The organism is Halomonas sp. GXIMD04776 (assembly GCF_049808615.1).
In the GTDB taxonomy this organism is placed as follows: Bacteria; Pseudomonadota; Gammaproteobacteria; order Pseudomonadales; family Halomonadaceae; genus Modicisalibacter.
Map to the genome: position 1 here is coordinate 35,925 of NZ_JBNCAN010000012.1, position 21,151 is coordinate 57,075.

Below are 21,151 nucleotides of genomic sequence, written 5' to 3' on the forward strand. Positions count from 1 at the left end.
TTGTTATTGTGATACATGTTGTGGGCATTACTCTCTCAGGCATCCAACGCCCGGCAATCCTCACTCGACCACCCGATCCTGATCGTCTGCCCAGGACGCAGACCGGTATTACCCTCGGCATTAGGTGTCTTGAGAATGAACTCCTCGTTTCCGCACACCGAAAGTCGGGTGCGCAGATGGTCGCCCAGATAAATCACTTCTTGCACCTGAGCGTTGAAGCAGTTATCGAAGCTAGTATCATCGCTCGACACGATACTCACCCGCTCGGGTCGCAGCGACAGCGTGGTTTTGGCCCCTAATTCGCTAACAGCGACGGGTTTGGCGCGCACCCTATCGCCGCTATCCAAACGTACCATGCAGGTATCGCCTTGATGATCGACGACCTCGCCGCAAAGACGGTTGTTCTCGCCGATGAAGTAGGCCACGAAGGCGTTCTCCGGCTCCTCGTAAAGGATTTCGGGAGTGGCGAGCTGCTGGACGATGCCATCGTTGAACACCGCGATACGATCCGACATGGTCAGTGCTTCGGTCTGGTCGTGGGTGACATAGATCATGGTCACCCCGAGATCGGCATGGATGCGCTTGATCTCGTACTGCATCTCTTCGCGCAGGTTCTTGTCGAGCGCCCCTAGGGGTTCGTCCATCAGCACCAGCTCGGGTTTAAAGACCAGAGCCCGAGCCAGGGCAACGCGCTGTTGCTGCCCCCCGGAAAGCTGAGCCGGACGGCGATCGCCAAACTCTTCGAGACGAACCATCGCTAAGGCGCGTTGCACCTTCTGCTTGATGTCATTCTTGCCCAGGTGACGTACTTCGAGGGGGAAAGCCAGATTTTCGGCCACGGTCATGTGCGGAAACAAAGCATAGTTCTGGAATACCATGCCGATGCCGCGCTTGTGCGGTGGCAAGCCATTGATCGGCTCGCCCTTGAGCAGTATGTCGCCATGGGTGGGGGTCTCGAAGCCGGCCATCATCATCAGGCAGGTGGTCTTGCCGGAGCCGGAAGGCCCCAGCAGGGTCACGAACTGGCCTTTCTGGATATCGAGATTGAAGTCCTTGACGACCAGCTCGACACCGTCGTAACTCTTTTGGACGTTGATGAAACGTGCGAAACAGGTGTCATCAGCCTGCGTATCGTCTACCGAGGGTTCCGCTTCCAAGGTCTGGGACATAGGGGTTCCTGGGCGTACAGTTGTTGTTATAGTCGAAATTGCTATGCGTCATGGCAAACAATATTATTCGACCTTAATTCGCCGACGCTTTTGCCACAATCCCCTTAAGGGACAATCAGCGTTGAACCAAGGGAGCTGTTTCGTGGGAACGTTTTGGTTATGACGCCCTCAACCCTCCCATCTCCATCTCATCATAAAAAAAGACGCCGATCAGACGCCTTTTGATGTGTTACGTTAGCACTCACTTACTGGCGGATGCCTTCGAATACCACATACAACTCTAGCTCCCGCATTACCGGCGGAAATTTGCTCATGTCGATATCGTAGTCGGCCAGCGTCAAATTAGTCGTTCCTTCGAAGCCGTCACGATAGCCACCCCAGGGATCTTCACCGCCGCCGATATGCGTTACATCCATGATGATCTCGTTGGTAACGCCATGAAGCGTCAGTTCGCCGGTCAGCTTACCCTCGCCTTCGCCGGTAGACTCGAAGTCAGTGGATTCGAAGGTTGCCGTGGGATACTTGGAAGCATCCAGAAAGTCCTCATTCAGGATGTGCTTGTCCCGTTCGGCGTGATTGCTGTTCAGGCTTTTTACATTGACATCGACATTAACGCTTGAAGAGGCGAGATCGTCCGGGTCATAGCTGAAGTTGCCAGAGAAATCCTCAAAGGACCCGAGAATATAGGAAAAGCCCAGGTGGCTAATCTTGAACTGGATGAAGGCATGCTGACCTTCCTTATCGATGATGTAATCGGCGGCCTGGACTTGGGTCAAAGGCAACATTGATGAAGCCGCCAGCACAGCAATCATGGTCTTCTGGAACATCAGGAACTCCTTGGTATTTTAAGCATTACGTTAACGGTATCTTAAATAAAGAAAAATATCAGGACATGTGACGTGACGTACGTGGATCGATCATGCGTCGCATGACATCGTTACGATCGATCAGTAGATGCTTGAATGCTGCCAATGCATGGCCCAGGGAAAGGAGTACCAATGCCCAGGCGCTATACCAATGGACCTCGCCGGCGATACTGGCCTGATTGGGCAAGCCGGAAACGGTAGCCGGCACGGTGAACAGACCAAACACGCTGATACCGCTGCCATTGGCCGTCGAAATTAAATAACCGCTGATCAACACCACGAATAGCAACGCATAGATCAACAGGTGGCCAATATAAGCTGCCATTATCTCCATGCGTGCCCCTTGCTCTCGGGGGGTCGGCTGAAATAGCCGCCAAAGGACACGCAGCAGGGTGAGCCCGAGCAGCAGCATGCCGACCGAGCGATGCCACCAGGGCGCCAGATTATACCAAGCGTCATAATAAGTAAGATCGGTCATCCACCAACCCAGCGCGAACAGGCCGAGCACCGCCAAGGCGCTTAGCCAGTGGATTAGAATACTGATCAGCCCCCATCCTCGAGTCGAGTTACGCCACATGGATACCACGCTCCCTAAGCCGAAATACAAGGCATGTCTCGCCGCACGCAGCATTTGACACCAATCGTGCTCGAATGTCGGCCTCTCGGGACAAAAAAGCGCGACGATTCAAACCAGGCTATCGAGCCCACGTGACAGATCGGCCTTGAGATCATCGGTATCCTCGAGTCCCACGGCGATACGTACCAGCCCTTCGGTGATGCCCGCCGCCGCTTTCTGTTCGTCGCTGAGTCGACCATGAGTGGTGGTCGCCGGATGGGTAATCGTGGTTTTCACATCCCCCAGATTGCCGGTGATCGACATGAGCTGGGTGGCATCGATGACCGCCCAGGCGCCCTCGCGCCCTCCTTCGATCTCGACACCCAGCACCGCGCCGAAACCACGCTGCTGGCGGCTTGCAAGCTCGTGCTGAGGATGACTTTCGAGACCGCTGTAATGAACCCGTGCCACCGCCGGATGGGTATCGAGCCATTGCGCCAGTCGCATGGCGTTCTCGGAGTGAGCCTTCATACGAATCCCCAGAGTCTCGAGCCCCTTGAGGAATATCCAGGCATTGAAAGGGCTGAGGCAGGGACCGCAAGTGCGCACCACACCGAACACCTCCTCCAGCTCCTTGTCGCGCCCCACCACGGCGCCACCGATCGCCCGACCCTGACCGTCGAGATACTTGGTCGCGGAATGGATGACCAGATCGGCGCCCAGATCCAGTGGACGTTGCAGTGCCGGGGTCAGAAAGCAATTGTCGATCGCAAGCCAGGCGTCATGCCGCTTGGCCAACGTCGCCAGTTGCGCGATATCCACCACCTCGGACATGGGATTGGACGGTGTTTCGGCAAACAGCAAGCGGGTTTTCGGGGTGATCGCCGCCGCCCAATCATCGAGATTACCTAGCTCTACGTAGCGCGTGGTGATGCCGAACTTGCCCAGGTACTTGTCGAACAGACTGACCGTGGAGCCGAACAGTGAACGCGAGGCAACGATCTCGTCGCCGGTCTCGAGCAGTGCCAAGGCTGTCGAGAGAATCGCCGCCATGCCGGAACTGGTGGCGACACAACGCTCGCCTCCCTCCATTGCCGCCAGCCGCCGCTCGAAGGCCTGGACGGTCGGGTTGGTGAAACGGGAATAGATATTACCCGGCTCATCCCCGGCAAACTTGCTCGCCGCCTCGGCGGCACTGGCGTAGACGAAGCTCGAGGTGGGAAAGATCGGGTCTCCGTGCTCTTGTTCGTCGGTACGCCGCTGGCCGGCCCGCACCGCCAGGGTGTCGAAGGCCAGGCCGTGGATGTGCTCGAAGGATCCATCTTGATTCATAGTCGTTACTCGCTCAGGTCGCGACGAGGCGATACGTCGCCTTTAACCATAGTCCTCGACATCATTGTGTAGATCGACCACCGAATGGGCCGAACCGGCCTTCTGCTTGACCGCATCGCCTCGCGCGGCTTCCAGTGCGCTGAGATAGGCTTCGTCGATGTCGCCGGTGATGTATTCGCCATCGAACACCGAACAGTCGAAGCGCTCCAACTGCGGATTGACCTGGCGGCAGGCGGCTTTGAGATCCTCCAGGTCCTGATAGAAGATGCGATCGGCACCGATCAGCTCGCCGACTTCCGCCTCGCTACGCCCGTGAGCGATCAGTTCATTGGCCACCGGCATGTCGATGCCGTAGACGTTGGGATAACGCACCGGCGGCGCGGCGGAGGCGAAATAGACCTTACGGGCACCGGCTTCCCTGGCCATTTGAATGATCTGCTTGCAGGTCGTACCCCGCACGATGGAATCGTCCACCAGCAATACATTCTTGCCCTCGAATTCGCTGTCGATGGCATTGAGCTTCTGGCGCACGGACTTCCTGCGCTGGGTCTGCCCCGGCATGATGAAGGTGCGGCCGATGTAGCGGTTCTTGACGAAGCCTTCGCGGTAGGTCACACCCAGGTGCTGGGCCAGTTCCAGGGCCGAGGTCCGCGAGGTGTCGGGGATCGGGATCACTACATCGATATCGTGTTCCGACCACTCCCTGAGAATGCGATCGCCGAGCTTACGGCCCATTTCCATACGCGTGACATAGACGTAGGCACCATCGAGCATCGAATCAGGCCGCGCTAGATAGACATGCTCGAAGATACACGGCGCAAGCACCGTGCGATCGGCGCAGAGCTGAGTGTGTATCTCACCACGCATATCGACGAAGATCGCCTCGCCCGGGGCCAGGTCCCGTACCAGCTCGAAGCCGCCGACATCCAGCGCCACCGATTCCGAGGCAATCATCACATCGCGGCCGTGCTCGGATTCATAGGTACCAAAGACCGCGGGACGAATACCCTGAGGGTCGCGAAAGGCCACCATGCCGAAACCGTTGATCATCGCCACCGCCGCATAGCCTCCCCGACAGCGACGATGCACGCGACGCACCGCGTCGAAGATGTCATCGGGTTCGAGATGATGCCCTTGCTTGCCCAGTTCGTGGGCAAAGACATTGAGCAGCACTTCGGAATCCGAACTGGTATTGATATGACGCAGGTCGGTGGAATAAAGCTCCTGCTTGAGCTGATCGGAATTGGTCAGGTTGCCATTGTGGGCCAGGGCCAGCCCATAGGGAGAATTGACATAAAAGGGCTGGGATTCCGCTTCGCTGGAGGAGCCCGCGGTGGGATAGCGCACATGGCCAATACCCAGGTTACCCTTGAGACGGGCCATATGGCGGGTGTGAAAGACGTCCCGCACCAGGCCATTGCTCTTGCGCAGCAAAAAATGTCCATCATGCCAGGTCATCATTCCAGCGGCATCCTGCCCCCGGTGCTGCAGCACCGTCAGCGCATCATAGAGCGCCTGATTGACTGGCGAATTGGCCATGAGGCCTACGATACCGCACATGTCGCCTTACCTCGCTTTTGATGAAACGCATACCAGGACCTGTTCGGTACCCATCAGGAATCCTTGAATTGGTCGTCTTCTCCGAGGGGCAGTTCGATGGGCAGTGACAGGGATTTCAGTTCCTCGGCGGTTTGCGGATCATGCTGCTTCCAGTCAGTGATACGCGCCATCGTCCAATCTCTCAAGCCCTCGAAGGCCGGACGCAGTTCAGCCTGCTGCCAGGCCTGTAGCTGAGCCAGCGGCGTCAGGCTGATCATCACCGTGGCCAGTACCAGAATCGCACCACCACGCAGTGTACCGAAGCCGGCGCCGGCGAGACGATTGAAGAACCCCATGCCGACCCATTCCACGGCGGCATGCACCAGGCGAATGATGATCCCGCAGAGCATGATGACCCCGAAGATGACCAGCACGAATGCCAGCACCAAACGCGCATCCGGATGATCGATGACGCCCTCGAGCAGGCCAGCCACCGGCTGAGCGAACATCCGCGAGGCCACCAGCGCCACGATCCAGGCCCCCAGACCCAATGCTTCGCGCACCAGACCTCGCATGAAGCCTGCCAACATCGAAATGGTCAGAATGGCCAGGAATACCCAGTCCAACCAGGTCAATATCACTCCTGCCCCCGAAGTCGGATCAGCAAGCCCTGGATGTTGGCCTTCTGTTTGAGGTCGGTGCGCGCCTTCTCGCCCGCCTCGGAGGAGGTGAACGGACCGACGTAGACGGTGGTCAGATCGTTGTCACGATCGCGACTGAAGGCCTTGAAACCTTTTGCTTTGAGATCGGCTTCGAAGCTTTTAGCATTTTCCGGCTCACCGAAACTCCCCGCCTGAACGGCCCAGTCACCTTGCGCTGTGCCAGACGAGGATTGCTTCGCGGTCTCTTGCGCAGGCTCCGGCTTATCCGCCTTCTGGCTCTCCTGGGTGCGGCTTGCCAATTCCGCAATGGGATCCGAGCGGGTCTCGGGTTTGGCGATCTGGCGCGTTGGTTCGGGATCGACTTCCACCGCGGGTGGAGATGACTCAGCCGGCTTGGAGGGCGTTTCGTTACGCATCTTGGGTGTCTGGATCTGACCCAGGCTCGCCGGCGGCCGGGGTTCGGCGACATCCTGACGCTCGACCTCGATCGGCTTTTCGAGGGTCAGGGTCGGCTCGGGTTGCGCCTCTCGGGAGGGGGGATCGTCGAATAGCATGGGGATGAAGATCACCGCCAACGCCAACAGAATCACCGCGCCGCTGATGCGCTCGCGCATGCCGTATTTCATGTTTTCCTCCTCGCGGTAGATGCTGACCTCGATTCGTCTTGAGGGTTTCGCGCATCATACCAGCCAAGCACGTCGGCGACGGTAAAGAAAGAACCACACACCAGCACCTCCTCATCCTCGGCAAGTCTATCAAGCAACCATTCAGCGCCGGCTCTGGGCGATGCGGCCCGATGCAGCACCGTTTGCTCGTGACGCTCGAGCAGGGCGGCAAGCGATTCGGCATCCCGTCCTCGCTCGCCTGCCAGACTGACCGCCACCCAGGCATCCACCTGGGGCGCCAATGCATCAACCACAGCATCGGCCTCCTTATCGTTCAGCATGCCGAGCAGCGCAATACGACGACTGGGACAAGACCGGTCGGCAAGTCTCTCGGCCAAATAGTGTGCGGCTTGCGGGTTATGCGCCACATCCAGGCACCAGTTACCCAGCCACTGCATACGCCCCGGCAAGCTCACCGCGCTGAACGCGCGTCGACACGCCTCGATATCGAGTTCGATATTACTGAGCGCCAGTGCTTGCAAAGCAGTGGCGGCGTTATCGAGAGGTAGGCCCGGATCGGGGAGCCGCTCGAACCTCAAAGGGTTGCCTTCGCCATCACGTCCTTCCCAGCACCATCTCTTGTCGTCCTTCTGGCTATCGACATGCCTCGTTCGAGAAAAGTCGCTACCCAGCGCATGAATGCCGGCGCCCAGCGCTAGCGCTACCCGATAGACACTGTTCGGCAGCTCCCGGCTACCCAGTATCGCCGGACGTGCCGTGCGCAGTACACCAGCCTTCTCACGCCCGATGACTTCGATATCGGTGCCGAGAAAGGCCGCATGATCCTGAGCGATCGTCGTGATGATCGCCACATCCGCATCGATGACATTGACCGCATCCAGGCGGCCGCCAAGACCGATTTCCAGAACCGCCAGTTGAGGATGGCGCTCGGCGATCGCCCAGAAAGCGGCCAGAGTGCCAACCTCGAAATAGGTCAGACTGATCGGTTCAGGTGCGAGCCGTGCTTCTTCGACACGCTCGAACCCCTCAACCAGCAGTTCATCCGAAGCTTCGACACCATCGAGGCGCAAACGCTCGTTGTAGCGCAGTAGATGGGGTGAGGTATAAGTAGCCACAGACAGGCTGTGAGCACGCGCCAGCGCCTCGAGCATGGCCACCGTGGAGCCCTTGCCGTTGGTGCCCGCCACGCTGATGACGCGCTCAGCGAGAGGCGCGTCGCTCAATCCCATACGACGTGCCACTTCGGCCACTCTATCGAGACCAAGATCGATGCTGACCGGATGCTCATGTTCGATTTTCGCCAACCACTCGGCCAGCGTCATACTATCGCTCATTCAGCGGTCGGCATCCTGCGGTGCTTCCTCGTCGAGAGGCAACTCTTCCTGCAGTTCATCCGGTTCTTCACCCAGTTCCACCGGTGCCCCAAGCAAAGGCTGATGGGTCAATTTGCGTAATATGCCGCCTAGGCGTTCACGCATTTCCTGACGATGAACGATCATATCCACCGTTCCGTGTTCGAGCAGGAATTCACTGCGCTGAAAACCCTCCGGCAATTGCTCCCGCACGGTCTGCTCGATGACCCTCGGCCCGGCAAAACCGATCAAGGCATTGGGCTCTGCAACATTGAGATCGCCGAGCATGGCAAGCGATGCCGAGACCCCACCAAATACCGGATCGGTGAGCACGGAGATATAAGGAATGCCCGCCTGCTTGAGCCGCTCCAGCGCTGCGGAGGTCTTGGCCATCTGCATCAATGAGAACAGAGCCTCCTGCATACGCGCGCCGCCCGAGGCGGCAAAACAGATAAAGGGAATGTTCTCATCCAGCGCAATGCGCGCAGCGCGCACGAATTTTTCGCCGACTATCGCACCCATCGAGCCGCCCATGAAGGTGAACTCGAAGGCCACGACCACTACCGGCAGTCCATCCAGCATGCCGCGCATGGCGATCAGCGCATCGTCTTCGCCGGTTTCCTTCTGCGCTGCGTTGAGACGATCGCGATACTTCTTGGAGTCGCGGAACTTGAGGCGATCGACGGGTTGAAGTCCTGCCGCTATCTCTTCGCGCTCTTCCTTGTCCAAGAACCAGTCCAGTCGCTTACGTGCCGTCAAGCGAAGATGATGATCGCACTTAGGACAAACCTCATGATGCTTCTCGAGCTCGGGAAGATAGAGCACGGCATCGCATTTGGGGCACTTACGCCAGAGACCATCGGGCACGCTTGAACGTCGGTCATTACGTTGAATGCGCCCCATGGACGGAACGATCTTGTCTAGCCAACTCATGGTCAAGAGGTTTCCGTATTGCTGCTGTTGTTGATATCCGAAGGCCCCGCCATTCGGATGCGAAATCGAAAAACATCTGACGACTATTGGACGTCAGGCGTCCAGCGCGTGACGCATTTCACTCAATAGCCCCTTGAGTTCATCGCTTGCACGTTCGGGCCGCTCACAATTATCGGCGATACGCGACACCAGCGCACTACCGACGACCACGCCATCGGCCACCTTCCCTACCGCTGCGGCAGTGTCTCCATCGCGGATGCCGAAACCGACGCACAGAGGGATCGATGTCAATTGGCGCAGTGATTCGAGCTGTCGATCGATGCTGGTCACGTCCAGCGTTGCGGCACCGGTCACGCCCTTGAGCGAAACATAGTAGAGATATCCTTCGCCATGAGCACAGATAGTCGCGGCCCGCTCTTTCGAGGTAGTCGGCGCCACCAGGAAGATCGAGTGCAGGTGATGCTCCTTGAACAGCGGCGCTATCTCATCAGCCTCTTCCGGCGGCATATCCACGACCAGCACGCCGTCGACACCAGATGCGGAGGCCTGCTCGGCAAATGCCTGCAAGCCCATGCGCTCCAAGGGATTGAGATACCCCATCAAGACCACCGGGGTCTCGTTATCCTGCTGACGGAATTCCTGCACCATGGCAAGAATATGCGTCAGGCGGACATTGTGCTTGAGCGCCCGCTCACATGCTTTCTGGATTACCGGCCCATCGGCCATGGGATCGGAAAACGGCATGCCGAGCTCGATCACATCCGCACCGGCCTCGACCAGCGCATGCATGAACCCGACGGTATGCTCTGGCGCCGGATCGCCCGCGGTAATGAAGGGGATCAGGGCGGTACGCTCCTGCTCCTTGAGGTCAGCGAAGCGTTGGTCAATACGATTCATTCTTCTATATCCCCCAAAGACGAAAGTTCAAAGCAGCGAACGAAGACCAGACCAGGCGGAAGCGGCTGAAAATGCGCAGTGTACTGAAACGTACATGAGCAATTTGAAGGCGCTTCCAACGCCGTATGGTCGAGTGCAGCCATTTGAAATTCGCCTTTAAAATTCGACGCCATCTATTTTGGCCACCGTCAAAATATCCTTGTCGCCGCGTCCGGATAGATTGACGACGATATGCTGGTCGGCGCGCATAGTCGGTGCGAGCACCTTGGCATGCGCCAGGGCGTGAGCGGATTCCAGTGCGGGCATGATGCCTTCGACATGGGTGAGCTCACGAAAGGCCTCGAGCACCTCCGCGTCATTGGCCGCGACATACTCCACGCGGCCAACATCTTTCCATAGCGCATGTTCCGGCCCAACCCCCGGGTAGTCGAGGCCTGCCGAGATGGAATGAGTCTCGAGCACCTGCCCGCCTTCGTCGGACATCAGGTAGGTGCGATTGCCATGCAACACACCTCGAGGTGCATTGGCGCTCAATGGTGCCGCATGGCGACCGGTTTCGACACCGTCTCCGCCCGCTTCGACACCGATCATGTGTACATCTTCATCCTCGACGAAGGGATAGAACAGCCCCAGCGCGTTGGAGCCGCCACCGACGCAAGCAATCAGTGTATCCGGCAAGCGTCCGATCTGCTCGAGTGACTGCTTGCGGGCTTCACGTCCGACCACCGAATTGAAGTCGCGCACCAGCAGCGGATAGGGATGGGGCCCGGCCACGGTACCGATGATATAGAAGGTATCGTCGACATTGGTGACCCAGTCGCGTAACGCCTCGTTCATCGCATCTTTCAGGGTGCGCGAACCGGACTCGACGGGGATGACGTTGGCGCCCAGCAGGTGCATACGATAGACGTTGAGCTTCTGGCGCTGAACATCCTCGGCGCCCATGTAGACATCACACTTGAGCCCCAGGCGCGCCGCCACCGTGGCGGTAGCGACACCATGCTGACCGGCCCCGGTCTCCGCGATGACCCGCGGCTTGCCGCCCTTCTTGGCCAGTAGCGCCTGACCAATGGTGTTGTTCACCTTGTGGGCACCGGTGTGGTTGAGATCTTCGCGCTTGAGCCAGATCTGCGCACCGCCGAGCTGGCGTGACCATCGTTCGGCGTGATACAGCGGCGATGGACGGCCGACATAGTGCGCCAGATCACGGTCGAATTCCGCCTGAAAGTCCGGATCATCGCGAAGACTCATGTAGGTCTTCTCCAGATCTTCCAGCGCGAAGCTCAGAGTCTCCGAGACGAACCGGCCACCATAGGGACCGAAGTGGCCACGGGCATCGGGTAGACGGGTCAGATCGCTGAACTTGGACACGAAAGATACCTCTTGGGGTCGCTTGTGGGAGCCGCTTGGACTCAAGGCCGTTGAGCGAGAAATACTTGATCGATGAATGCACGAATTCGTGCAGGATCCTTGATGCCGCGAGAGCGCTCGACACCTCCCGAGACATCCACCGCATAGGGGCGGACTGCGCGAATGGCCTCGCCGACATTGGCTGCAGTGAGACCACCGGCGAGAATAACAGGTTTTGCATGCGTTGCGGGGATTCGCGACCAATCGAAGGTATCTCCGGTGCCCCCGGGTACTCCCGGTTTATAGGCATCGAGCAGCAGCCCGCGCGCCTCGTCATACGCCTGCGCTGCAGCCTGTAGATCGAGCCCATCGCGCATACGCAGCGCCTTGATCCAGGGACGCGCCGTCTGGGCGCAGAGCGCCGGCGATTCGTCGCCATGGTATTGAACCAGGTCCAGATAGGCTTCGCAGCGGTGGATAAACTCCGGGCGTTGGTCGACGAACAAGCCTACCCGGGTAACGAAGGCCGGCACCCGGGCAGCGAGATGCGCCAAGCGCCCCGCATCGATCGCTCGCTGACTGCCCGGCCACAGCACGAAACCCAGCGCGTCCACGCCGGCGGCCACCGCCGCATCGACATCTTCTTCCCGGGTCAGGCCGCAGATCTTGACCCGGGTACGACCTATCGTGGGTTCGCTCATGTCATGTCTCCTCGAGAGGCAGGTCTCCGCCAGGCGATGCACGGGCGCCGGCTGCCTCAGCTTCTGGCAGTCGACGACGGTGACGCATCCTGGGGCTGTCGGGCAGCGCCCGTTCACCCGTCCATTCTCCTAGAAACGCGAGCAGATTGGGACCTAGCGGCTCCCGGGGCAACGCAAAGCGCTCTGCATAGATCGAGTCGACGAAATGCAGGCCGCATCCTGGCGCCGTGACATTGGCCCGGGTGCGATCCTGCAGCCTCAGCAGGTGCGCCATGTAGTTAGTGTCCTGCTCCCCCTTGCCTACCGCCACCAGCGCGCCGGCAATATTGCGAATCATGTGATGCAGGAACGCATTGGCCTGAACGTCGATCACCACCAGCGGACCGTAGCGATTGACTTCGATGAAGTGCAGATGGCGCCAAGCGGACCTGGATTGACAGCCCGCTGCCCTGAAACTCGAGAAGTCGTGCTCGCCCACCAGCACCTGCGCCGCCTGGTGCATGTGCGCAGCGTTCAGGGGCTCGCGGCACCAGGTGGTATTGGCACGCTCCAGCACCGGACGGCTGGGCTGATTGAGAATCACGTAGCGGTAACGGCGGGCCAAGGCCAAAAAACGCGCATGGAAATCATCCGCCACGGGGGCGGCCCAACGCACCGCGATGTCCCGGGGGAGATTGACGTTGGCGCCGTATACCCAGGCCTTGAGGCTACGCGGCACGGGCACGTCGAAATGCACGATTTGACGAGTGGCATGCACACCACTGTCGGTGCGGCCGCTACACAGCACCTTGATCGGCGCTGCGGCCACCTTGCTCAGCGCCTTCTCGAGGGCAGCCTGTACCGAGGGTGCGTGCCTGAGGCGTTGCCAACCACAGTAGCCACTGCCGTCATACTCCACGCCAAGGGCCAGGCGCCCACGCAAGGGGCGGGTATCATCCAAAAACTCGAATAGAGGCATCGACGCTCAAGATTCATGCTAATGAGAAGAGCGTATTTTATACATCTGCCGGCTCAATGTCTTTTCCGAGATCAAATCAAGCGCTGCGTTGAGTCGTTCGAAGGTAATCTTGATACCACCCCCGATATCCATGCACAGCAAAGAGTCGATTATCATGATGTGCCAGCAATAATGCCCCTCAGCGAGGGGCATTATCGGCCTGGATGATGTCTGGCTTTCTTCAACCAGCCTCAATGTCTAAAAGTATCGGGGGCGGAATGTTGCTCATTCCTGCGTCCGGGTTCGAAGGTGATTTCCTGGATATCCCAGCTTTCGCCGTTGTCGTCTTCCTGACCAGACGCCGTCGCGTTCTTCCCATCGGGTCCGGCCATATCCAGACGCCCCGGATAAACGATTTCCGAAGGCTCCCCCACGTGACGTGACGAGTTCGTTGCCTGCAGGCTCGGTGGCTGATAGTCGATAACATGCTCATCGACGCTGCAAGTCCTCTCTTTTTCGTTGCCAGCCTCTACGGCAAGTGTCTCGAAGGTGGTCTCAGAGGTGTCGCTTTCATCCATGAGCGGAGACTGAGCTGCTTCGGAAAGTGCCTTCTCCTGTACCGCCTGATCGAAAACTGCCTCGTCGTGCTGTGCATCAAACCCCGCCATCAAACGCTGTACTTCCTGGTGGTAGGCGGGCTGAGCATGATTCTGCAGAAAATCCGCTTCGCGCTCGGCGGCCTCGCGCTCGTCCAGCGCTATGTATACCGACAGTAGCCTGAGACGCAGGTCATGACGCTCCGGAGCATTCTTCAACTCCTGCTCCAGCAGCTCGCGCGCGGCGGCATGACGACCATAGGCAATGAACACATCCGCATCGTTAAGGGTATGTGTCTGAGCCCGCTGATCCTGGAATTCGTCCTCATCAACACTCATGGAAACCGTCGGCACGTCCGCTTCAAACTGCGTCTCGAACTGCATCTCGGGCCACGTCATGGCTGCATCATCGCCCTTCTCGATCGTTTGCGATGGCGGTTGATCGCGATCGCTATCGTTCTGCTTGTCGTCCCGAGTGCGTTGACGTCGACGCAGCACAGCAAAAGGTAGCAACAACGCGATCGCGGCAATCCCACCGATAGTGATCATATTGCCTTTCATTTGCTGCAGCAGGCTCGACAGTCCGATGCCGCTACCGGTGCTTTCCAACGGATCGGGCCGCAAGGAAGCCATAAGTTGATCATGGAGTCCTTCCACACTCTGCCTCAGGCTGGCCATCATGCCCCCGAGCTGATCGCTCTGCTCACGAACCTGGGCCAGCGTTTCGTTGGTGGTTTTCAAATTCGATTCCAACGCATCCAGGCGTTCGTTCTGGCGCGTGGTTGCAGCCTCTAGATCCCCGACACTGACGAGGCCGGCCTGTATGACCGATGCATCGGTCATATCGGCGATAATATCGCCATCTTGCTCCGCGCCGGCAGTGGCTGGCGGTGCGTGCTCAAGAGAGACGTTAGTCTCCGGCACGCTCTTCAGCTCGTCGGTGGCAGCCGATACTCGCCCGGCATTGGCTTCTTCGATCGCACGGTATACGGCTTGCGCCGCCTCGGCATCGACCATGATCATGCCAGCGGGCGCGGCACTCGACTGCTCGTCGGTGGCAGCGGTCTCGACTACAATCGGCTGAGCGGAGCGCCAGATCTGATTCTGCTCAAGCACCTGTTGACGCGCCTGAGCCGAGCTGAGAGCGGTCATTGCGGCTCGTGAAGGAACATCAAGCACGGCGCCGGCCTGCAATGTATTGATGTTGTCTGCCTCAAAGGCACCCGGATTCTCCCGGAACAGGGCCAACATCGTCTGCTCGACGCTGGCATCGAATTGACGACGGATGCCATCGGCAAGGCTCCACAATGTATTGCCGGCCTCCACGACGAGCTGGCGTTGCGCCCCATCAACATCGGCCGCCTTCTCAGTGGCGTCGACCATTGCCTCCGGTTGGACAGGCAATACGACACGCTGATCCGCCGCGGCCTTGGGCCAGGCATCTTGTACTTTGGGCTTCGACGTTTGCGCTGCGGTCAACAAAGAAGGCCCGAGGGTGTATGCCGGAGGGTCTAGTAGAAGATTCACCTGTCGACGCTGCTCGCCCCCCGGCCATTCCAGGGTCAGCAGCAACTCGAGATAGGGCTCCTTGACCGCCTGTTCGGTACTCAACAGCAATACGGGGTCTCCCCCCTCAAGGCTCATCGATAGCTGCAGATCATCGATCAAGGCCGCACGAGGTAGCCCGGCTTCCTGAAAATCAGCCTTGTCCGCCAGATGCGCGCGAAGCCGGCTTGGGTCTATACCCTGCAAATCGACCAGTGGAATACGCGCGCGCAAGGGTTCATCCAGACGAGACTGAACCTGCATCTCGGCCAGGCTTAGCGCCTGTAATCCAGGACTGACGGCAGCGAGGGTGGTCGCGGCGATCAATGGAAGTATACGTTTCATGGTCATTCCCCTAGCGCATTTCACCGCTCGGATTTGCTTCCGACCCATTCATGGCAGATAGCGGCACGGTGTTGTTTGAATACCTGTCTCGTCTTCGTCGCTCCCTCCTCACTAGCCCCAACGCAACGACGCCTCCCGAGGGAGGCGTCGTGACAGGTGGAAACCGGTCTGCAGGGTTATTGCTCGCGCAATATTCCCAGCATTCGCTTGAGCGGTTCCGCGGCACCCCAGAGCAATTGGTCACCCACACTGAAGGCGGTCAGATACTCGCCGCCCATGGCCAGCTTGCGCAGTCGCCCCACCGGGACGTTCATGGTGCCGGTAACGGCGGCAGGCGTCAGACCCTGGAGCGTCGCCTCTTTCTCGTTGGGGATGACCTTGACCCAGTCGTTGTGCCTAGCCAGACGATCCTCTATCTCATCTATCGGCACATCCTTTTTTAACTTGATAGTGAAAGCCTGGCTGTGGGAGCGCATGGCACCAATGCGCACACAGAGGCCGTCGATAGGAATCGGGTTGTCACCATGACCCAGAATCTTGTTGGTCTCGACACCGCCTTTCCACTCCTCCTTGCTCTGGCCGTTATCCATGGCCTTGTCGATCCAGGGCAGCAGACCACCCGCTAGGGGGGCACCGAAGTTGTCGATGGGAAAGTCGCCACCGCGCATCGCCTCGGATACCTTGCGATCGATCTCGAGGATAGCGCTGGCCGGGTCATCGAGTTCCTGCTGCACGGCGTCACGCAGTGATCCCATCTGGCTGAGCAGTTCCCGCATGTGCTTGGCGCCAGATCCCGAGGCGGCCTGATAGGTCATGGAGGTCATCCATTCGATCAGGTCGGCCTCGAACAACCCACCAAGCCCCATCAGCATCAGGCTGACGGTGCAGTTACCGCCGACAAAGGTCTTGGTGCCCTGGGCCAACTGGGCATCGATCACATGACGATTGACCGGGTCGAGCACGATGGTTGCGTCATCCGCCATGCGCAGCGTGCTCGCCGCATCCAGCCAATAGCCCTTCCAGCCCGACTCGCGTAGCGGCTTATAGACTTCGCCGGTGTAGTCACCGCCCTGGCAGGTAACGATCACGTCGAGCGCCTTGAGCGCTTCTTGATCGAAAGCGTCCTTGAGTGGCGGCACGTCCACGCCAATATCCGGCCCCGGCTGGCCGACCTGGGAGGTGGTGAAGAAGACCGGCTCGATACCGGCGAAGTCGTTGTCTTCGCGCATACGATGCATGAGCACGGAGCCGACCATGCCCCGCCAACCGATGAATCCGACTTTCAACATAAGGGAGTCCTCCTGGAATAGGGTGTCTACGAGCAGTACGTCATAGGATGTATCCTAGGATACACCATGCACCTCACGCCTGACGAAAGGCCTCGAACACGGCGTCGCCCATCTCGCGAGTAGACACCTGATGTGTTCCCGAGTAAGCGATGTCGGCGGTACGCAGATTGTCGTCCAGCACACGTCCCACCGCGGCCTCGATACGCTCGGCCAGCACCGGCTCGTCCAGCGAGTAACGCAGCAGCATGGCCACGGACAGAATGGTCGCCAGCGGATTGGCCACGCCCTTGCCGGCGATATCCGGTGCGCTGCCGTGGCAAGGCTCGTACATGCCCTGATTGCGCTCGTTGAGCGAGGCGGAGGGCAACATGCCGATGGAACCGGTGAGCATGGCCGCCGCGTCGGAAAGAATATCGCCGAACATGTTGCCGGTGACCATGACATCGAACTGCTTGGGGGCCCGCACCAGCTGCATGGCGGCGTTGTCGACGTACATATGACTGAGCTCGACATCCGGATACTCCGGTGCCAGCCGATTCATGACCTCGCGCCACAGCATGGTGACTTCGAGCACGTTGGCCTTGTCCACGCTGCACAGCCTGCGGCCGCGTTTACGCGCCATCTCGAAGGCGGCACGACCGATGCGCTCGATTTCCGCCTCGGAATAGACGTAGGTATTGAAGCCCACCCGCTGACCATCGCGCTCCTCGATGCCCCGCGGCTGACCGAAGTAGATGCCGCCGGTGAGCTCCCGCAGGATCATGATGTCGAGCCCGGACACCACCTCGGGTTTCAAGCTCGAGGCTTCCGCCAGCTGCGGATAAAGCAGCGCCGGACGCAGATTGGCGAATAGCCCAAGGTGCTTGCGCAGTCCCAGCAGCCCCTTCTCCGGGCGCTTTTGAATATCCTCGAGACTGTCCCACTTGGGGCCGCCTACGGCGCCCAGTAGAATAGCGTCCGCGGCCTGCGCCTTCTCTAGCGTTGTCCTGGGTAATGGATCGCCCTCGGCATCGTAGCCGGCACCACCCACCAGGGCGTCTTCCAACTCGATATCAAGGCCGTCCTGCTGACAGGCCTTGAGAATCTTGACCGCCTCGGCGGTGATTTCCGGGCCGATACCATCCCCGGGTAGAACGAGAATCTTGCGACTCATGGTGTCTCTCTAAAATAGGATATTTTTAGAATGAAGATGAAATTGTTAAAACGCCGCGAGCAAAGATCAGCCAACTTTTAACGTCGAGTGATCGAGTGCAGCACGCTTAACCCCGAAACAGCCAGGGTTGAGCTTCACGATGGCGTAGTTCGAAATCACGAATCGCCCCCTCGTGCTCCAGCGTCAGGCCGATATCATCCAGGCCGTTGAGCAGGCAGTGCTTGCGGAACTCATCGACCTCAAACCTCAGCACCTCGCCACTCGGTGTGGTGACGGTCTGGGCCTCGAGATCCACCTCGAGACGATAGCCCTCGTCGGCCTCGACTTCCTGGAACAGTCGCTCGACGGTCTCTTCATTCAGCGGCACCAGCAGGATGCCGTTCTTGAAGGCGTTGTTATAGAAGATGTCGGCAAAGCTCGGCGCAATGACCACGCGAAAACCGAAATCCTCGAGCGCCCAGGGCGCATGCTCCCGGGAACTGCCGCAGCCGAAGTTGCGGCGTGTCAGCAGGATGCTGGCGCCCTGATAGCGCGGTTGGTTGAGCACGAAATCCGGGTTCACCGGGCGGCTTGAGGCATCCTGGCCCGGATAGCCTTCATCGAGATAGCGCAACTCATCGAACAGGTTAGGGCCAAAGCCGGTGCGCTTGATCGATTTCAGAAACTGCTTCGGAATGATCAGGTCGGTGTCGACATTGGCGCGATCGAGAGGCGCTACCAGACCCTGGTGCTGTTTGAGTGCTTGCATGGCTCAGGCCTCCTGGGACTGCTGGGTAACGTTGCGAACATCCACGAAGTGGCCCGCGATCGCGGCAGCAGCGGCCATGGCCGGACTCACCAAATGGGTACGACCACCGTACCCTTGGCGCCCCTCGAAGTTGCGATTCGAGGTGGAGGCGCAATGTTCCCCGGCACCCAGCTTGTCCGCGTTCATGGCCAGACACATGGAACAACCCGGTTCACGCCACTCGAAGCCCGCCTCGAGGAATATCTTGTCGAGCCCCTCGGCTTCCGCCTGGCGCTTGACCAGGCCGGAGCCCGGCACCACCATCGCCAGCGCGATGGAATCGGCAACCTTCTTGCCCTTGGCGACCTTGGCGGCCTCGCGTAGATCCTCGATGCGCGAGTTGGTACAGGAACCGATGAATACCTTGTCGAGGCGAATATCGGTGATCTTCTGGCGCGGCGCGAGCCCCATGTATTCCAGGGCCCGAGTCACCCCACGCTTGACGGTGTCATCGGCGATGGCGTCGGGATCCGGCACTTCACCTTCGATGGGTGCCACCATTTCGGGACTGGTACCCCAGCTTACCTGGGGTGCGATCTCGGCCGCATCCAACACCACCTCCTTGTCGAATATCGCATCGTCGTCCGAAACCAATTCGCGCCAGGCGGCCACGGCGGCGTCCCATTGTTCGGCAGTCGGCGCGTAGGGACGCTCACGCAGATAGTCGATGGTGGTGTCGTCGACACCGACCAAGCCTACTCGGGCGCCCGCTTCGATGGCCATGTTGCAGATGGTCATGCGACCTTCCATGGACAGATCGCGAATCGCGCTACCGGCGAACTCGATGGCGCACCCCGTGCCTCCGGCGGTACCAATACGGCCGATCACCGCCAGCACGATATCCTTGGCGGTTACGCCGGTCCCCAGTTTACCCTCGACCCGCACCCGCAGATTCTTCATCTTCTGGGCCAGCAGACACTGGGTAGCCAGCACGTGCTCGACCTCTGAGGTGCCGATACCGTGGGCCAGGGCGGCAAAGGCGCCGTGAGTCGCGGTATGCGAATCGCCACAGACGACCGTCATGCCCGGCAGGGTCGCACCCTGCTCCGGGCCCACCACATGAACGATGCCTTGGCGGGCGTCATTGATACGAAATTCCTCGATGCCGAAAGCCTCGCAGTTATCATCCAGGGTCTGTACCTGAATCAGCGATACCGGATCGATGATGCCGGCGTTACCGGCCGCGCGTTCGACAAGGGTGGTCGGCACATTGTGATCCGGGGTGGCCAGATTGGCGTCCAGTCGCCAGGGTTTACGTCCGGCCAGACGCAAGCCTTCGAAGGCCTGAGGCGAGGTCACCTCATGCAGCAGGTGTCGGTCGATATAGATCAGTGCACTGCCGTCATCCCGCTGCATCACAAGATGCTGGGACCATAATTTATCGTAAAGCGTCTGGCCTGCCATATCCTTCTCCCGGGCTTTTGGCCCTGCCTTTGTCTGATCACGTGCTGTCTGGTCGATTATCGCGACTTTTCCCACGACAGATGCTGTTCTTTAAGAAATAGTCTCACGCGGCTCGAGCATAAAAGCAATTCATGTTATTTATGCTTTGGATTCCACAAAGGAATGTATACAGCCTGGAAGATCTACGAATGGACACTCAGAGTCTGCAAGCCTTTCTCGCTGTCGCCAACAACGGCTCCTTCTCTTTAGCCGGCGAACAGCTTTATCTGACCCAGCCGGCGGTCAGCAAGCGCATTGCCACGCTGGAGGATCAGATCGGTGCGCGCCTATTCGACCGCATCGGTCGTCGGGTCAGCTTGACCGAAGCCGGTCAGGTATTGCTGCCACGGGCTCGGGAAATCCTGGTCATGGTCGACGACAGCCGCCAGGCACTGGCCAACCTGGCGGGCGATGTCCGGGGCAGCTTGACCATGGCCACCAGCCACCACATCGGCCTGCATCGCTTGCCCCCGATACTCAAGGCCTATACGCAAGCTCATCCCGAGGTGCACATGGACCTGCGCTTTCTCGATTCGGAACAGGCGTATCAAGGCGTGCTGTCCGGTGACCTGGAGATGGCCGTGGTCACTCTGGCGCCGGCACCCGACCCTCGCTTGACCGTGGTCCCGGTATGGATCGACCGACTGCGTTTCGTCTGCGGCAAGGAACATCCCCTGGCCAGGCAAGATCGAGTGGCGTTGTCGACATTATCGGAGCACGATGCGGTACTTCCCGGGCATCTGACCTTCACCCGAAGCATCGTCCTCGACACCTTTGCCCAAGATGGACTTCATGTGAACGTCGGACTGTCGACCAACTATCTGGAAACACTGAAGATGATGGTCACGATCGGCTTGGGGTGGAGCGTGTTGCCCGAGACGCTGATCGACGATGAAGTGCATATTTTATCTATCGAGCATCGCCCCATCGAGCGCCCTCTGGGCTATCTGGTACACAAGAACCGAACACTCTCGAATGCAGCGCGCTCGATGCTTTCGCTGCTTGATGATGCAGCAACGCCCAAGGCTCGGGCGCTATGACCTAGCCTGGGGCGTTGCGTGTGCACGTCGGCA

Annotated in this window: 19 protein-coding genes; 1 reads left to right on the forward strand and 18 read right to left on the reverse strand. The window is 59.3% G+C overall.

Annotated features, from left to right (window positions below; all coding sequences use genetic code 11):
- Positions 1 to 35 precede the first annotated feature (35 nt).
- The 18 genes from ACPF7Z_RS09800 to leuC form a co-directional block, all read right to left on the reverse strand.
- The gene (locus ACPF7Z_RS09800) at positions 36 to 1,169 is read right to left on the reverse strand and encodes an ABC transporter ATP-binding protein (RefSeq protein ID WP_425193056.1); all 1,134 of its coding nucleotides are present in this window, start codon (positions 1,167 to 1,169) and stop codon (positions 36 to 38) included.
- A 245-nt stretch (positions 1,170 to 1,414) separates the two neighbouring features.
- Complete coding sequence (locus ACPF7Z_RS09805; protein ID WP_425193057.1) at positions 1,415 to 1,996, reverse strand: YceI family protein; 582 nt, start codon at positions 1,994 to 1,996, stop codon at positions 1,415 to 1,417.
- Positions 1,997 to 2,054: 58 nt separating this feature from the next.
- The gene (locus ACPF7Z_RS09810; RefSeq protein WP_425193058.1) at positions 2,055 to 2,612 is read right to left on the reverse strand and encodes a cytochrome b; all 558 of its coding nucleotides are present in this window, start codon (positions 2,610 to 2,612) and stop codon (positions 2,055 to 2,057) included.
- A 108-nt stretch (positions 2,613 to 2,720) separates the two neighbouring features.
- On the reverse strand, positions 2,721 to 3,923 hold the full coding sequence (locus ACPF7Z_RS09815) for an O-succinylhomoserine sulfhydrylase (RefSeq protein WP_425193059.1): 1,203 nt from the start codon (positions 3,921 to 3,923) through the stop codon (positions 2,721 to 2,723).
- A gap of 42 nt (positions 3,924 to 3,965) precedes the next feature.
- A complete protein-coding gene (gene purF, locus ACPF7Z_RS09820) occupies positions 3,966 to 5,483 on the reverse strand; it encodes an amidophosphoribosyltransferase (protein WP_425193060.1) in 1,518 nt (505 codons plus the stop codon).
- A 53-nt stretch (positions 5,484 to 5,536) separates the two neighbouring features.
- Positions 5,537 to 6,103: a CvpA family protein gene (locus ACPF7Z_RS09825; protein WP_425193061.1), complete on the reverse strand. Its 567-nt coding sequence runs from the start codon at positions 6,101 to 6,103 to the stop codon at positions 5,537 to 5,539.
- Positions 6,100 to 6,750 (reverse strand): SPOR domain-containing protein, encoded by a 651-nt coding sequence (locus tag ACPF7Z_RS09830; protein WP_425193062.1) that lies wholly within the window; start codon positions 6,748 to 6,750, stop codon positions 6,100 to 6,102. Before ACPF7Z_RS09830 ends, ACPF7Z_RS09825 begins: the two co-directional genes overlap by 4 nt.
- The gene (locus ACPF7Z_RS09835) at positions 6,747 to 8,084 is read right to left on the reverse strand and encodes a bifunctional folylpolyglutamate synthase/dihydrofolate synthase (protein WP_425193063.1); all 1,338 of its coding nucleotides are present in this window, start codon (positions 8,082 to 8,084) and stop codon (positions 6,747 to 6,749) included. Before ACPF7Z_RS09835 ends, ACPF7Z_RS09830 begins: the two co-directional genes overlap by 4 nt.
- Positions 8,085 to 9,035 (reverse strand): acetyl-CoA carboxylase, carboxyltransferase subunit beta, encoded by a 951-nt coding sequence (accD, locus tag ACPF7Z_RS09840; RefSeq protein ID WP_425193064.1) that lies wholly within the window; start codon positions 9,033 to 9,035, stop codon positions 8,085 to 8,087.
- A gap of 93 nt (positions 9,036 to 9,128) precedes the next feature.
- On the reverse strand, positions 9,129 to 9,932 hold the full coding sequence (gene trpA, locus ACPF7Z_RS09845) for a tryptophan synthase subunit alpha (RefSeq protein WP_425193065.1): 804 nt from the start codon (positions 9,930 to 9,932) through the stop codon (positions 9,129 to 9,131).
- Between the two features lie 156 nt (positions 9,933 to 10,088).
- Positions 10,089 to 11,303: a tryptophan synthase subunit beta gene (gene trpB, locus ACPF7Z_RS09850; protein ID WP_425193066.1), complete on the reverse strand. Its 1,215-nt coding sequence runs from the start codon at positions 11,301 to 11,303 to the stop codon at positions 10,089 to 10,091.
- Positions 11,304 to 11,344: 41 nt separating this feature from the next.
- On the reverse strand, positions 11,345 to 11,983 hold the full coding sequence (locus ACPF7Z_RS09855) for a phosphoribosylanthranilate isomerase (protein ID WP_425193067.1): 639 nt from the start codon (positions 11,981 to 11,983) through the stop codon (positions 11,345 to 11,347).
- Between the two features lies 1 nt (position 11,984).
- Complete coding sequence (gene truA, locus ACPF7Z_RS09860; RefSeq protein ID WP_425193068.1) at positions 11,985 to 12,941, reverse strand: tRNA pseudouridine(38-40) synthase TruA; 957 nt, start codon at positions 12,939 to 12,941, stop codon at positions 11,985 to 11,987.
- Positions 12,942 to 13,171: 230 nt separating this feature from the next.
- On the reverse strand, positions 13,172 to 15,406 hold the full coding sequence (locus ACPF7Z_RS09865) for a type IV pilus assembly protein FimV (protein ID WP_425193069.1): 2,235 nt from the start codon (positions 15,404 to 15,406) through the stop codon (positions 13,172 to 13,174).
- Between the two features lie 176 nt (positions 15,407 to 15,582).
- Positions 15,583 to 16,695 carry an aspartate-semialdehyde dehydrogenase gene (gene asd, locus ACPF7Z_RS09870; RefSeq protein WP_425193070.1) on the reverse strand — a complete coding sequence of 371 codons (1,113 nt, stop codon included), beginning with the start codon at positions 16,693 to 16,695 and terminating at the stop codon, positions 15,583 to 15,585.
- Positions 16,696 to 16,768: 73 nt separating this feature from the next.
- On the reverse strand, positions 16,769 to 17,848 hold the full coding sequence (gene leuB, locus ACPF7Z_RS09875; RefSeq protein ID WP_425193071.1) for a 3-isopropylmalate dehydrogenase: 1,080 nt from the start codon (positions 17,846 to 17,848) through the stop codon (positions 16,769 to 16,771).
- 106 nt (positions 17,849 to 17,954) lie between these two features.
- Positions 17,955 to 18,596, reverse strand: a complete 642-nt coding sequence (gene leuD / locus ACPF7Z_RS09880) for a 3-isopropylmalate dehydratase small subunit (RefSeq protein ID WP_425193072.1) — start codon at positions 18,594 to 18,596, stop codon at positions 17,955 to 17,957.
- Between the two features lie 3 nt (positions 18,597 to 18,599).
- Entirely contained in the window at positions 18,600 to 20,039 is a 1,440-nt protein-coding gene (gene leuC / locus ACPF7Z_RS09885) for a 3-isopropylmalate dehydratase large subunit (protein WP_425193073.1), read from the reverse strand.
- Between the two features lie 188 nt (positions 20,040 to 20,227).
- On the opposite strand from leuC, the gene ACPF7Z_RS09890 reads away from it, so the two are divergent.
- The gene (locus ACPF7Z_RS09890; protein WP_425193074.1) at positions 20,228 to 21,118 is read left to right on the forward strand and encodes a LysR family transcriptional regulator; all 891 of its coding nucleotides are present in this window, start codon (positions 20,228 to 20,230) and stop codon (positions 21,116 to 21,118) included.
- Positions 21,119 to 21,151: the final 33 nt, after the last annotated feature.

What these genes read in the sequence shown, in the direction of transcription:
- ACPF7Z_RS09800 (WP_425193056.1), bottom strand. Translation starts at nt 1,169, where the DNA reads ATGTCCCAGACCTTGGAAGCGGAACCCTCGGTAGACGATACGCAGGCT.
- ACPF7Z_RS09805 (WP_425193057.1), bottom strand. Translation starts at nt 1,996, where the DNA reads ATGTTCCAGAAGACCATGATTGCTGTGCTGGCGGCTTCATCAATGTTG.
- ACPF7Z_RS09810 (WP_425193058.1), bottom strand. Translation starts at nt 2,612, where the DNA reads ATGTGGCGTAACTCGACTCGAGGATGGGGGCTGATCAGTATTCTAATC.
- ACPF7Z_RS09815 (WP_425193059.1), bottom strand. Translation starts at nt 3,923, where the DNA reads ATGAATCAAGATGGATCCTTCGAGCACATCCACGGCCTGGCCTTCGAC.
- purF (WP_425193060.1), bottom strand. Translation starts at nt 5,483, where the DNA reads ATGTGCGGTATCGTAGGCCTCATGGCCAATTCGCCAGTCAATCAGGCG.
- ACPF7Z_RS09830 (WP_425193062.1), bottom strand. Translation starts at nt 6,750, where the DNA reads ATGAAATACGGCATGCGCGAGCGCATCAGCGGCGCGGTGATTCTGTTG.
- ACPF7Z_RS09835 (WP_425193063.1), bottom strand. Translation starts at nt 8,084, where the DNA reads ATGAGCGATAGTATGACGCTGGCCGAGTGGTTGGCGAAAATCGAACAT.
- accD (WP_425193064.1), bottom strand. Translation starts at nt 9,035, where the DNA reads ATGAGTTGGCTAGACAAGATCGTTCCGTCCATGGGGCGCATTCAACGT.
- trpA (WP_425193065.1), bottom strand. Translation starts at nt 9,932, where the DNA reads ATGAATCGTATTGACCAACGCTTCGCTGACCTCAAGGAGCAGGAGCGT.
- ACPF7Z_RS09855 (WP_425193067.1), bottom strand. Translation starts at nt 11,983, where the DNA reads ATGAGCGAACCCACGATAGGTCGTACCCGGGTCAAGATCTGCGGCCTG.
- truA (WP_425193068.1), bottom strand. Translation starts at nt 12,941, where the DNA reads ATGCCTCTATTCGAGTTTTTGGATGATACCCGCCCCTTGCGTGGGCGC.
- ACPF7Z_RS09865 (WP_425193069.1), bottom strand. Translation starts at nt 15,406, where the DNA reads ATGAAACGTATACTTCCATTGATCGCCGCGACCACCCTCGCTGCCGTC.
- asd (WP_425193070.1), bottom strand. Translation starts at nt 16,695, where the DNA reads ATGTTGAAAGTCGGATTCATCGGTTGGCGGGGCATGGTCGGCTCCGTG.
- leuB (WP_425193071.1), bottom strand. Translation starts at nt 17,848, where the DNA reads ATGAGTCGCAAGATTCTCGTTCTACCCGGGGATGGTATCGGCCCGGAA.
- leuD (WP_425193072.1), bottom strand. Translation starts at nt 18,596, where the DNA reads ATGCAAGCACTCAAACAGCACCAGGGTCTGGTAGCGCCTCTCGATCGC.
- leuC (WP_425193073.1), bottom strand. Translation starts at nt 20,039, where the DNA reads ATGGCAGGCCAGACGCTTTACGATAAATTATGGTCCCAGCATCTTGTG.
- ACPF7Z_RS09890 (WP_425193074.1), top strand. Translation starts at nt 20,228, where the DNA reads ATGGACACTCAGAGTCTGCAAGCCTTTCTCGCTGTCGCCAACAACGGC.